Annotated in this window: 9 protein-coding genes; 5 read left to right on the top strand and 4 right to left on the bottom strand. The window is 69.5% G+C overall.

Annotation, left to right across the window (positions count from 1 at the left end):
• Positions 1-328: 328 nt before the first annotated feature.
• Complete coding sequence (locus Vgi01_RS12425) at positions 329-3,511, top strand: DNRLRE domain-containing protein (protein WP_204291085.1); 3,183 nt, start codon at positions 329-331, stop codon at positions 3,509-3,511.
• Between the two features lie 90 nt (positions 3,512-3,601).
• Here the strand turns inward: Vgi01_RS12425 and Vgi01_RS12420 are convergent, their stop codons facing one another.
• The 3 genes from Vgi01_RS12420 to Vgi01_RS12410 form a co-directional block, all read right to left on the bottom strand.
• Complete coding sequence (locus tag Vgi01_RS12420) at positions 3,602-4,234, bottom strand: endonuclease V (protein WP_373306934.1); 633 nt, start codon at positions 4,232-4,234, stop codon at positions 3,602-3,604.
• Between the two features lie 14 nt (positions 4,235-4,248).
• Positions 4,249-6,813, bottom strand: a complete 2,565-nt coding sequence (locus Vgi01_RS12415; RefSeq protein ID WP_204291084.1) for a M14 family metallopeptidase — start codon at positions 6,811-6,813, stop codon at positions 4,249-4,251.
• Between the two features lie 126 nt (positions 6,814-6,939).
• Positions 6,940-7,482, bottom strand: a complete 543-nt coding sequence (locus Vgi01_RS12410) for a GNAT family N-acetyltransferase (RefSeq protein WP_204291083.1) — start codon at positions 7,480-7,482, stop codon at positions 6,940-6,942.
• A 119-nt stretch (positions 7,483-7,601) separates the two neighbouring features.
• Here Vgi01_RS12410 and Vgi01_RS12405 point away from each other — a divergent pair, with 119 nt between their 5' ends.
• From Vgi01_RS12405 to Vgi01_RS12395, 3 genes are all read left to right on the top strand, one after another.
• Positions 7,602-8,450, top strand: a complete 849-nt coding sequence (locus Vgi01_RS12405) for a YhjD/YihY/BrkB family envelope integrity protein (protein WP_204291116.1) — start codon at positions 7,602-7,604, stop codon at positions 8,448-8,450.
• Positions 8,451-8,591: 141 nt separating this feature from the next.
• Positions 8,592-9,077, top strand: a complete 486-nt coding sequence (locus Vgi01_RS12400) for an aromatic ring-opening dioxygenase LigA (protein ID WP_102659002.1) — start codon at positions 8,592-8,594, stop codon at positions 9,075-9,077.
• 93 nt (positions 9,078-9,170) lie between these two features.
• On the top strand, positions 9,171-10,766 hold the full coding sequence (locus Vgi01_RS12395) for a phytoene desaturase family protein (protein ID WP_204291082.1): 1,596 nt from the start codon (positions 9,171-9,173) through the stop codon (positions 10,764-10,766).
• Between the two features lie 88 nt (positions 10,767-10,854).
• On the opposite strand, the gene Vgi01_RS12390 is transcribed toward Vgi01_RS12395, so the two are convergent.
• The gene (locus Vgi01_RS12390) at positions 10,855-12,429 is read right to left on the bottom strand and encodes a Rieske 2Fe-2S domain-containing protein (protein WP_204291081.1); all 1,575 of its coding nucleotides are present in this window, start codon (positions 12,427-12,429) and stop codon (positions 10,855-10,857) included.
• Between the two features lie 269 nt (positions 12,430-12,698).
• Here Vgi01_RS12390 and Vgi01_RS12385 point away from each other — a divergent pair, with 269 nt between their 5' ends.
• On the top strand, positions 12,699-12,920 hold the full coding sequence (locus Vgi01_RS12385) for a DUF2631 domain-containing protein (protein ID WP_102658999.1): 222 nt from the start codon (positions 12,699-12,701) through the stop codon (positions 12,918-12,920).
• Positions 12,921-13,050: the final 130 nt, after the last annotated feature.

Below are 13,050 nucleotides of genomic sequence, written 5' to 3'. Positions count from 1 at the left end.
AAGGTCACTAAAAGTGGCCACAAGTGAATTGCTGTGACCTGCACCACGTCACCATTGCCGCGGCGAGTCGTCGATCATGGCGAAGATCACCAAACACGCGAGTCCCCCATGTCCGACAAGCCGCAGCGCCAAATCCGCACAAAAGATCGAATTCTCGCGTAACGGTCAGTGCCCATTGAGTGAGGATCACGGATTCGTAACGTTGACGGGATGGACGGAAGGCCCTGGTGTCGTGCGATCGTGTGCCCGCGCGTCCGCCCCTCGGCCATCCGGAAGGGGCTGTTCTCCGCGCTTTCCTGTCCGCCCGGCCCCACGGGAGTAGACCGCCGTGACCGCGCCTCGCCTGCTCAGCCCGTTCGTGCGTACGCGCATCCGGCTGATGTGCACCATGGGCCTCCTGCTGGCCGTCCTCATCGCAGCGCTGGTCCCGTGGTTGCCGGGGCTCGACCAACCGGGAACTCGGCCGGAGACGGCCACCGGGGCCGCCCCGGCGTCGATCCCTCCGCGCGACGAGGCGACCGCGATGTCCGAGGCGCTCCACTCCGGCCAGGAAGTCCTCGTGGAGACGGCGACCACGGCCACCTCACTAACCTGGGCGTTGCCGAGCGGGGAGTGGCGAACCACCACCCATGCCACTCCCCAGCGGGCCAAGGACGCCACGGGACGGTGGGCACCGATCGACACCACGCTCACCCGCGCCGATAACGCTCCCGACGGCCTCGGCATCCGCCCGGTCAACGCCCCCGCACCCCTACGTTTCTTCGGCGGCAACCCGACGCAGCCCGACGCGGCCCCGAAGGCCGCCCTGTCCGGGCAGTCCGTGCGCCTGGTCGCGAACACCCGCACAGAACCGGCCGACACCCCGCTGGCCGAAGTGGAGATCGACGGCCACACCGTCACCTACCTGTGGCCCGGCCCGCTGCCGGAGCCGGTCCTCGACGGCCCGCGCGCCCTCTACCCCGAGGTCCGGCCCGGCGTCGACCTGCTCCTCGTCGCCCGGGAGGAGGGCGGCTTCGGGCAGTTGCTGATCGTCAAGAGCCGCGCTGCGGCCACGATCGACGCCGTACGCTCCCCCACCTACGGTCTGATCTCCCCGACAGCGGTCTTCCGCCACGACGCGTCCACCGGCGGCATCCAGATCTTCGACGGCACCAGCGGGCTGGAGATCAGCTCGATGCCCACCCCGTTCGCCTGGGACTCCTCCGGTCAGGAGCCGGCGTCTCCCCAGCCCGCCCGCCGCACAGCGGTGGCGACCAGCGCCGACGTGCTGAACCTCTCCGGTCTCAGCGGCGTCGAGCCCGGCGCACGCCACGCACCGATGCCCATTCGCCTCGACGGCGGCGGCTCCGGGGACGTACGCCTGCACCTGGACGCTGCCGCCACCGGCCTGCTCACCGACGAGAACGCGCTGTTCCCCCTCTTCCTCGACCCGACGATGAACAGCGGCACGCAGGCCTGGGCCACCGTCTACAAGCAGCACCCGAGCACCAACACCTGGAACGGCACCAACTTCAACTCCGGTAGTACTGACGCCCGAGTGGGCCACGAGCAGAACACGCCGCTGACCGCTCGCTCCTTCTGGCGGATGGGATTCCTCAGCAGTATGAAAGGCGCGGCGGTCAGCTCGGCAAACTTCAAGGTGCTCAACAACCACTCCTGGAACTGCACGGCCCGCCAGATGGAGCTGTGGCGGACCGGCTCCATCTCCTCCGGCACCACCTGGAACAAGCAGCCGACCTGGGCCGAGGTGCAGCAGAAGCTCTCCTTCGCCTACGGCTACGGCAGCAGTTGCGCCGACGACTACGTCAGCTTCGACGTGAAGAAGGCCGCGCAGGACGGCGCCGACAGCGGCTGGTCGAACGTCACCCTCGGCATGCGCGCGACCAGCGAATCCGACACGCTGACGTGGCGCAGGTTCAAGGTCAGCACGGCGGAGCTGACGGTCGTCTACAACACGCCGCCCAAGGAGCCGACAAACGGCAAGAGCACGCCAGGCGGCAACTGCGTGCCTGGCCCCGGCGGCGGCGTCACGGTCGCGAGGACCAACATCGAGCTGTACGCGAAGGCCACCGACCCTGACAAGAACTTGAAGTCGCTGCGATTCCGCTTCTGGAAGAGCGGCTCGACGGTGCCGTCGGGCACCGTGGTCACCGCCACCGCCACCGACTCTGGCGAGGCCAGACTGCTCATCCCGTCCACCAGCCTGGAGGACAAGGCCACCTACTCGTGGGACGTACGTGCCGAGGACACGGCGGGCGCCACCTCGACGTACTTCCCGCCCGGCACCGAACCCTGCCGGCTCACGATCGACGCCTCGGCGCCCCCCGCCCCGACCGTGTCCAGCGACGTGTTCCTGGAGGCCACCCCGGACGGCGCAACCTGGTCGACGGTTAGCTTCGGGCAGATGGGCTCGATTACCTTCAGCGCCGCCGGCGCGACCAGCTTCACCTACTCCTTCGAGGCTGTCGGCACCACGCCGGTGACTGCCATCAACGGCAGGGCCACCGTGAACGATCTGAAACCACGGCACGCCGGCCCCAACACCCTGCAGGTGTACGCCTACGACGCCGTCGGCAACCGCAGCGTCCGTACCGACTACACCTTCTTCGTGCCGCCGGGCGAGTCAGCTGACGGACCCGCCGACACGACCGGCGACTCGATCCCCGACATGCTCATCATCAACGGCGGCGGCGAGCTGCGCACCTACGTGGGCGACGCGGGCGGTGAGCTGTACGCCCACCTCGCCGCCTCCTACAACGAAAAGGGTGAGCAGAACCCGCCGGGGCACTGGTACGACCCGGCCACCGGCAAGGCTGCCCTGATCACCAAGCATTCCGACGCCTACCCGGGCGACGGCATCACCGATCTGTTCGCCCGCACCCCGGACGGCGGCTTCTGGCTCTACCCCGGTGATGGTTACGGCAGCTTCAATGTCGACAAGCGGCTCCGCATCCTCCTGCCGCACAACGCACCGAACCCGGCGACCTGGACGCAGATCAAGGCACTCGGCGACATCACCGGCGACAAGCGCCCCGATCTGGCCCTGCGCTCGGGAACCCAATTCTGGGTGCTGTCCGGGTACACCGGGGGTGCCTTCCAGGAGGCGACGCTGATGGAAGGCACCGCCTGGGCCCGCCGGGAGATCCTCAACATCACCGACTTCGACCGGGACGGTACGCCGGACCTGCTTTGGCGCAACATGGACGCTGGCACCCTGTATGTCCGCCACGGAATGCCGGGTCCGGTCAGCGGCAGCGTGAACCTGGACTCACTCAAGCAGGCGGTCAACTCCCGTGACGGCGACGTCCGGATCGGCACGGGTTGGACGGAGGCCGCCTACAACGCGGTCATCGGCATCCCGGATGTCAGCGGCGACGGGATACCCGACCTCTGGACCCGTTCCGGAACGGACGGCAAGATCCGGCTCCACCGGCCCTCACTTACCAACATCGATGCCTCGGTGCAGGTCGTCCTGTCGCCCGATTACACATCATTCAGAGCCTTCGGCTGAGTCCGCGCCGCATGACGGTGGGCCCGAGGAACCATGTGCTCGGGCCCACCGCGCCGATCCGGACTCGGACGAAGCCCTCCTCGCCGTTGATCATCGATTCTCATTTCGCCGGAGCGCCTCTCGGGAGAGGAAGTCGGCCCGCCGGATCACTTCCGGGAGCCGGTAGCGCGGGCTCAGGTCGAGGGTCAGGGATGCCGCCTGGTCGAGGCTGGTGCGGTGGCCCACCGACACGAACACCGGCTTGACGTCGTCCTGCGTCCGCAGCACCTGGCCCAGCACGTCATCGCCGTCGCACAACGACGATCGGTCGCCCCGGCGCGGGCCGGGTTCGTCGTACGTCGCGACGAACGGTGTCTTGGCCACCCCGAAGGTCGGCAGCCTGGTCACGACGCCCAGGTGGCAGGCCAGGCTGAACCTTCGCGGATGCGCGATGCCGTACCCGTCGCAGACCACCGCCTCGGGTCGGTGCACGAGCCTGCCCAACGCCGCCAGCAGGATCGGCACCTCGCGGAGGGCCAGCAGTCCCGGCACGTACGGGAAGCTCACCTCGCCGTGCACGACGGCCGCCTCCACCTCCTCGCCGGTGGTCACGTTCATCATCACGGCGGCGGCCGTGATGCGCGGCGAGGTCTTGTCGTACGACACGTCGACGCCGGCCACCAGCGTCGGCGCAACGCGGTTGCCCCGGCCGGTGCTGGTCGCACCGGCCGGGGCAACGATCACCCGAGCTGGTCAGTTCACCACCACAGGGCGGCGGCGACCTGCGGGTACAGGCCCTCCGGGTGGGCCCGGAACAGCGGCTCGGTGCCGAACAGGGTCACGTTCGCGCCCTTCGCCACACCACTGACCACCACCGCATGCCCGGCGGCGGCCTCCTGTCCACCCCAGTGCCCGGCGAGGAAGAAGCCCTCGGCGGCCAGGCGCTGGTCGACACGTACGCCGTCACCGACGCGGGTGAAGTACTGCGGTGCGTCGACGAACGCGGTCGGCAGCGCGTTGGCGGTGATCGGCGAAGCCGGGTCGTTGACCACCTTGACGATGCCGTTGGCGTCGCTGCGTCCCGCCGCGATTGTCACGTCGAGCAGCCCGGCGCGGTCGTTGAACTGCTTTCCGCTGGACCCGCGCCCGACGATGGTGCCGCCGTCGGCCAGCCACTGGTTGAATGCGGCGGCCTGGGTGGCGTTGAGGCTCAACGGGTTGAACGCCGTCGTCGAGACGAAGAAGGCGTCGAAGTCGGCGAAGGACAGGATGCCGTTGTTGAACGCGGTGTGCGTCACCGAGATCGGCTGGAAGCCCATCTGCTGCAGGGCGAAGATCTCACCACCGTTGGCGGCGACACCGAGGCGGGTCTTCGACACTCCGGTGGTGTTGCGGACCTGCGGCGGGGTCATCCGGATGAACTCCACCCCGTACGCCTCGGCGACCTGACGGACGACGGACACGTCACCGGGCACCACGAAGGTGCCGTCGGTGGTCCGGGACAGCCGTACCCCGTCGTTGAGCAGCTTGTTGACCGCCTGGATGCCGGCCACGGAGTCGACGACCAGCCCGTAGTGGGACTGCTTGCCCGGCGGCACGGAACCGGTGGCGTGGGTCTCGGTCACCGGGCGCAGCGCCTTGTCGTCCAGCTTGACGTTGCCGTCCACCTGCTGCACGGTGGCGCCCCACAGGTGACCGTGACTCCAGGCCGAGATGTCGTACATGGCGTTGAAGTCGTTCGTCACGTCCCGGCCGACCCCGAGCAGGGTGCTGGCCAGGCCCCGCTTGGCCTGACGCATGTCGACGACGTACGTGCCGGCCTCGTAGTGGGTGCCGCCCAGCTTGAACGGCCGCGAGGCGCGCTGCACCTCAAGGTCGTTGTCGAGCATGAACTGCACCAGCCGGGCCGCCGCGGTGGCACTGCGCTGGTCCTTGCCGGCCGGGATGACGTACGCGCGGGCGAAGTCCTGCAGGTGGGTCTTGATGTTGTCGCCGCGGGCCAGGGAGATGGCCAGCGGGTCGTCGATCGGCCGGGTCGGCTCACCGTCGACGCCACGACGGAACCACTCCAGCTGGTTGGCGAGCAGTTCCTCGCGGTTCTGGGTGGCGTACTCGAAGTTGCCGCGGATGGTGGCGGCGGCGACGGCGGTGTTGATCCGGGTGCGCTCGTGGCGCTCGGCGACGGTCAGGTTGCCCCGCGGGTTGAGCGGCACCTCGATGGTGTGGCCGATGGCGCCGTGGTACATCGCGTACATCGGGGTGAAGATCGGCGGCCAGTCGTCCCAGCCCTGGGTGCGGTCCCGGAACGGGATGTCGTTGCGCCGGGTGCCGTCGGAGTTGACGCAGCTGGCCCGGTCCTCGCCGGTGGCCAGCACGGCCCGCTCCATGGACAGCGCGTTGCGCAGCGCGTGCTTGATGTACAGGTCGTACTCGTAGTTGTCACCGTGCGGGCCGGTGGTCGGCTCGATGAGCGTGCAGTTGACGTACCCGTGGATGTCCAACATGGTCAGCGGGCTGTAGCGGACCAGCTGAGCCCGCACCGCGCGGACCTCCGGCTGCGACGCCGTGATGTAGTCACGGTTCATGTCGAAGCCGTTGGCGTTGGCCCGGGTCGCGGCAACCCGACCGTCCGGGTTGTTGGTGACCACGAAGGCGAAGACGTGCTTGTTGAGCATGTCCACGATGGCCGGGTCGGTGGAGAACGCCAGGTCCTGCAGGATCTGGAGGCTGGCGTCGGTGCCTTCCCACTCGTTGCCGTGGATGTTGTTGTTGACGAACAGCGGGGTGCGCCAGTTGGCGTACGCACCGGCGGCGAGCTTGGCCTGGGCCGCGTGCGGGTCGTTGATCCGCAGGTCCGACAGCTGCTGCCAGGTCTTCCACTGGGCGTCGCTCATCGGTGCGGTGGCCACCACCAGGTGCAGGTCCCGGCCGAGCACGGACTGGCCGATCACCTCCACGCTGATCCGGTTGCTGCGCTGCAGGTTGCGCAGGGCCGCCGGGATGTCGTGGTACGGGATGAGGTTGAGCGGGATCGACGCGTCGGTCAGCTCCACCGGCACGTCGACGATGACATCGTTACGCGGTTTGCCCGGCAGTTTGGCCGTTGCGGCCGGCTGGCTGGGCTTCCGTCCCGGGGCGTCGGCGGAGCGTCCACGCTGGCCGGGGCCGACACCGAAGGGCATCTCGGTGTCGGACTGGCCGCGCGGCGAGGCAGCGGCCGGGCCGCGCTCCGCCGGGTCGGGGGGTGCCGCCACGGCGGCGGATGCCGGTCCGAACAGCAGCGCCGCGGCGATCAGGGCTATCAGTGGTCGTCGTACAGCCACGCAGATACCTCGCTTCGAGGAGTGGGCGCAAGGTGGCGACTCTTGATCGCCAGCGCCGATGATTGGCTGTTCTACCAGCGACGACAACACAAGTCGATAGCCGAGCCGGCGGGAGCGCTCCCTGGCCTATGCGTCGGTCAGGACGAAGGTCTCCACTTCGGTGCCGCCGTACCAGTCGGTGCGTCGGCCCAGATAGGACATACCGAGCCGCCGACAGACCGCCATGGAACGCTCGTTGCCCGGCATCACCACCGCGTAGACCTGACGGTTGCCGGTGGCGAACTCGCGGGCCAGCACGGCGCGGGCCGCCTCGGTGGCGTAGCCGTGGCCCCAGGAGTCGGGGTGCAGGTGCCAGCCCACCTCGATGTCGTCGGTCGGGGTGTGACCGTCGGCGCCGGGCAACGGCTTAAGCAGTACGCTGCCGGCCACCGTCTGAGTGTCGCGGACCTCGATCGCCCAGAGGCCGTACCGCCCGTCGTACGGGGCGTACCGCTGCCGCCAGGTGGCGAGCCGCTCGGCGGCCTGGTCGGGGTCGAGCAGCCGTCCCGCTCCCCCGCCGAGCCACCGCATCACGTCCTCGCGGGAGTAGATGTCGAAGATCCGGGCGAGGTCGTCCGGCGAGTCGGTCCACTCTCGCAGCACGAGACGGTCGGTGCTGGCTACGGTCATGGCTGGCGATCCTAACGTCGCCGTTGAACCCCTCGACGTGACCACGCGAGCGAGCCGCCCGCCACCCCTGCCGGCGCAGCCCAGGCGTGAGCGGAGCCGGTACGGGGAACAGGGGCGTGATGGGCGAGGCATGGCGGCGGACGAAGCGGATCACCCGGGCCGCCTTCCGGCCGGTACGCGGACGGGATCTGTCGCTGCACGCCGCCGCGATCACGTTCTACGGCGCGATCGCCGTGGTGCCGGTGGCCCTGCTGGCGATCTGGCTGACCACGCTGGTGGCGGGTGCCGACCGGGTACGGCGGCTCACGTCGTACGCCGTGGAAGCGCTGCCCGACGCGATCGGTGCGCCGCATGCGGTGGCCGCCCTGGTCGAGGCCGGGGTGGGTCTGACGCCGTGGCTCGCGCTGGCCGCCGTGCTACCCGCGTCGCTGTACGGCGAAGGGCTGCGCCGGGCGTTCGTCTCGGTGGCCGCGCCCCGCTCCGACGAACACCTGATCGGCTGGCGAGGTCGGCTGCTGCTGCTGCCGCTGCTCGCGCCGGCACCGGCGCTACTGCTGGCCATCCTGCTGGCGCTGCCGACCACCACCGGGCTGGTCCGGCAGGGCGGCTGGGCCGGTGCGCTCGGTGTGGTGCTCTCCTTCCTGGCGGTGTGGCTGGTGCTCACCCCGGTGCTGCTGTGGGTGTTCCGGGTGGTCGGTCGCGCGTCACCGGACTGGCTGTCGGCCCTGCTTGTGGGTTCGTTCACCGCAGCGAACCTCTCCGGTTTCCTGCACGGCTTCGTGCTGTTCGCCTCGCTCCCCCTGGACCTGGGCGTCCCCTTCGGCGGCCTCGACGAGGTGGGTGCCGCCGTCGCCGTCCTCCTGTGGCTCTACGTCTTCCACGTCATCGTCCTGGCCGGCTACTCCGCCACCCTCGCCCTGTCCGGGTGGCGTGACCGCAGGCGACGCACCGCACCGGTCACCTCCTAGCCGAACGCGACAGCATGTCGCACTGCGGTCCGCCCGCCTGGATGCGCCGCAATCCCGAGCGGTCGATACTGACCCGCACGGAGCGACAAGGTCATTCCGCGCCAGGCACCTACATACCGGGGTATCAGGAGGAGTAATCAGATGACGGACACGTCTGCACCCACCACGGCGGCCGGCAAGCCGCTCGGCTCGACCGTACGACTGCTGTCGATCCTGGTGATCATCGCCGGGCTGGTCATGCTGGCCGCCGGAGCCACCACATGGTTTGTCGTGCAGAGCCAGCTCGCCGACGAACGCATCACCGTCTCCGACGACGCCGACAACTTCGCCGGCAAGCAGATCAAGGGCCCGTTCACCGCGTACGCGGAGGCGGAGGTCATCGAGAAGCACGCGCTGGAGGCCAGCGGCGGCAAGACCTATGCCGAACTCGACCGGGAGGACCCCAACCGGCAGGTGGTGATGACAGGTTCGTTCCTGCGCTCGTCCCTGTTCACCTCGGTGGTGTCCTTCGGCGTCGCCGCCCTGGCGATGGGCCTCGGGGTGGTGCTCGCGCTGATCGGCTACGCCCTGTTGGCCGTCTCCCGTCAGCTCAACGCCATCACGCCCGCATCGTCGAGCACCTCCTGACCATCCGAGGGCCGGCCACGAACCCCTCGGCGTTGGTGGCCGGCCCGCTACGGGTACGAACAGATCAGGCAGGTCGCGGGTTAGGGTGCGGGGATGACGGGTGAGCTGCCGGGCAGAGTCGACGTGGTGGTGGTCGGGTCGGGGCACAACGGGCTGGTCGCGGCGACCCTGCTGGCCCGGACCGGGCTCGACGTGCTGGTGTTGGAAAGCGCCGAGGTGATCGGTGGGGCGACCCGTACCGAGAACCCCTTTCCCAAGGTGCCGGCGCTGCGGCACTCCACCGGGTCGTACCTGCTCGGGCTGATGCCGCCGGAACTGCTCGCCGCGCTCGACGTGCGGATCCCCGTGCTGCGTCGCGACCCCCACTACTTCCTGCCCACCCCCGGCGGGGTCGGCTCGCCGTACCTGCTGTTCGGCACCGACACGAAGGCCACCCGAGAGCAGCTCGCCGAGTTCTTCTCCCCCGCCGACGTGGCCGCCGACGACGCCCTCCAGGCCGAACTGGCCGCGCTGCGGGCCGACCTGGCCCCGGCCTGGCTGGCCGAGCCGCTCGACGTCGAGCAGACCGCACAGCGTTACGTCCGTCCCGAGTTGCAACAGGTCTTCGTCGACCTCGTCCGGGGCTCGGTCGCCGACTACCTGGCCCGCTTCGAGTTCCGCTCCGAGCTGCTGGTCAGCATGTACGCGGTCACCGACGGCCTGTCCGGGCTCAACGCCGGCCCGGACGACCCCGGCACCGGCCACAACTTCCTGGTGCACAACATGTGCCGGCTACCCGGTGCCGGCGGCACCTGGATGATCGTCGAGGGCGGCATGGGCACCGTTTCGGGCACCTTCGCCGATGCGGCCCGCGCCTCCGGTGCCCGCATCGTCACCGGCGCACCCGTTATCGCGATCACGCTGGACTCAGGTGCCGCCAGTGGCGTGGTGCTCGCCGACGGCCGCGAGATCGGCGCCGAGGTGGTGCTCGGCGCCTGCGACCCGTACCGGCTGATGGAGCTGTTGCCCGACGGGGCGCTGCCCACCGCACTCACCGATCGAATGGCGGCAGTCCGACGCACCGGCACCACTCTCAAGCTCAACCTGGCGCTGCGCGGCCTGCCCCGCTTCTCCTGCCTGCCGAAGGACGCGCCGAGCCCGTTCGGCTCCACGATCCACCTGCTGCCCGGGTCGGCGTCGCTGACCTCCGGCGGTGGTGAGTCCCCGATGGCGGCCCTGCGGGGGATGTGGGCGGACGTGCAGGCCGGGCGGCTGCCGGCGGAGCCGACCATCGAGTGGTACCTGCACACCACCGTCGACCCGTCGCTGGCCGACCCGGACGGGCACCACTCGTCGGCGCTGTTCGTCCAGTCGGTGCCGTACGAGTTGGCCGGCACCACCTGGGAGGCGGCGCTGCCCGGCTACGTCGACCAGTTGGTGGCCATCTGCGAGCGGTACGCCCCCGGCACCGCCGACCTGATCGCCGACGCGGTGCCGCTTCCCCCGCCCGGCATCGAGGCGCACTTCGGCATCACCGGCGGGCACATCCACCACGTCGACAACACCGTCTCGTTCACCGACCGGATGCCGTACGCCACCGGGGTCGACGGGGTGTACGCGGGCAGCGCCGGCTGTCACCCGGCGGGCAGCGTGATCGGCGCCGCCGGGCACAACGCGGCTCAACGCATCCTCGCCGACCTCGGCCGCTGAGCGCGCACGGGACGAGGTGCAAGGAAGGGCACCTTATTAACGTCTCGCGTAGTGAAGGGGCCCCTTCTTAACACCTCGGGCAGGCGGCCTAACTCGTCGGTTGGGCGACCTCGGTCTCCTCGCCGACGCGGTGCGCCCGGACCTTGTGCCCGACGCTGGTCAGGCAGCGGCCGCTGGGCAGGTCGAAGCGCCAGCCGTGCAGCTGGCAGGTGAGCTGGTCGCCGTCGACGATGCCGAAGCGGCTCAGGTCCGCCTTGAGGTGCGGGCAGCGGCGCTGCACCACCCAGTCGCCCAGGGTGATGTCCTCGGCGTCGACGGCCCGCTCGTGCTCGTCGTACCAGCCCTCGGCGTACTGGAGGCGCTCGGTGGACAGGCACTTGAAGAAGGCGTACACGAACTCGTTGTACTGGCCGATGCGGGCGGCGGAGAACCGGCAGGACAGGAAGAGCGAGTTGACCCAGTCCACCTCGCCGATGTGCAGCAGGTGCTCGACAAGGGCCCGTTCGGTACGGAACCGGTAGCGGACCTTCTCGTCGGCGTACGGCCGCACCTGCTTGCCGGGGAAGTCCACCACGATCGACTCGATGCTCTCGCCGTCGTAACCGACCAGGTCGAAACGGACCGGGCCGCCCACCCCCTTGGCCAGGTAGATCGACTCGTCGAGCAGTGGCTCGATGCGCTGCTTCAGCTCCTTGAGCACGTCGATCTCCGGGTGCCGCCAGGACGCCTTCTCCGCCTCGATGATCGGGCGCTTGCGCTCGCGCATCTCCTCCAGGTGGGCCACCTTGTTGGCGAAGAACTCCTCCACCGGCACCGGGTGGGTCGTCGTCGCGCCGGAGGTGGTGACCTCGGAGACACTGCCGGGCAGCAGCACGATGCCGTTGGTGCCGCCGACCTTGGCGTACTCGGCCAGGAAGACCGACTGGTCGGGGAAGATGTTCCCCTCGTCGCCGAAGATGTCGTTGAACTGCCACAGCTCGTCGTCGAGGAAGCACGGCGGGCCGGCGATCGGGAAGACGTGGTCGGCCTTCAGGTCGTCGATGTAACGCCAGGTGCGGTCGAACTGCCGGTCCCGCTTCTGCTTGCCGAACGCGGTCTTCGCCGACTGCGGCAGCTCGTAGACCATCGGGTACCAGATCGCGCCGGAGAACTGCAGCATGTGCGCGTGCACGTGGCCCAGCTCGGCGAAGGTGCTCAGGTCGGTGGGGCGGGCGTCGTTCTGGTTGAGCAGCCGGACCCCGTCGTACTCCACCCACAGCGACGAGTCACCGATCGGGCCGTCGGTGGGGCTGGTCAGCGCCTGAATCATGATCTTCAGACCGCCGTCCAGCTCCACGACCTCCTCGTTGCGGGTCTTCAGGAACTTCGTGAAGCCCAACGCGCGGAACTCGTCCTCCATCTCGGAGGTGGGGAACTCGGGCAGCAGCACGGTGGCCTTCTTCGACACGTACCGCTTCAGGTGCGCCGCGTCGAAGTGGTCCCGGTGCAGGTGGGAGACGTACAGGTAGTCGACGTCGCCGAGGGTCTCCCAGTCGAGCAGGGAGTTGTCCGGGAACGGGAACCAGGAGGCGAAGTAGGCCGGGTTGACCCACGGGTCGCACAGGATGCTGCCCGCGCCCGTGTCGATCCGCATGCTCGCGTGCCCGGTACCGGTCACTCGCACCGCAGTTCCCCCTCAAGAAGACAAATCAAGGCGTACGCCGAAACGCTACCGGAGGTAGCGTGCTCGCCGTCCCTCGACACCGGTAGTCCCCTCCGGCCCACCGAAGACGGGCCCTTCGGCCCGGGCGCTCGCTTTCGGACCGGCCCGTTCGGCGCGTCACGCCGGTCAGTCCCGGGTGATCTTTTCTCTATCGGCCGGACCCTGCGCCAGGGCCGTCAGCGGGCGTGCCAGACTAACCGGAGATCCGATCGCGAGGGAAGGACCGACCAGTGGCAGGAAGCGAGCCGGTAACGTCGCCAGACCAGCACAAGCCTGGGCACCGCAAGTCCGGGCGGATCGGCGCGATCCTCACCGCACTCGCGCTGCTGGCGATGCTCTGCGGCAACCACGAGGGCAGGGTCGAGGACCTGTGGCTGGTCGGCCTGGCCGCGCTCCTGCTGCTCATCGTGGTCGGCGACGTCGTGCTGCGCCGCAACGGTCTGCGTTCCTGAACCCGCCGCGGTCCTGAACCCGCCGCGGTCCTGACGCCGCGCCCCGAGGCTTCGACACCCCCGCAGCCGCAACCGGCGCGGGGGGTGCTGACGCGGGGCCGCACGGCATTCACATCCGGCAGACGAGTAG

The sequence above is a fragment of the Micromonospora gifhornensis genome (assembly GCF_016863515.1).
GTDB lineage: Bacteria > Actinomycetota > Actinomycetes > Mycobacteriales > Micromonosporaceae > Micromonospora > Micromonospora gifhornensis.
Note: the sequence above shows the minus strand (reverse complement) of the source record. Positions and strands in the feature narration are given on the sequence as shown.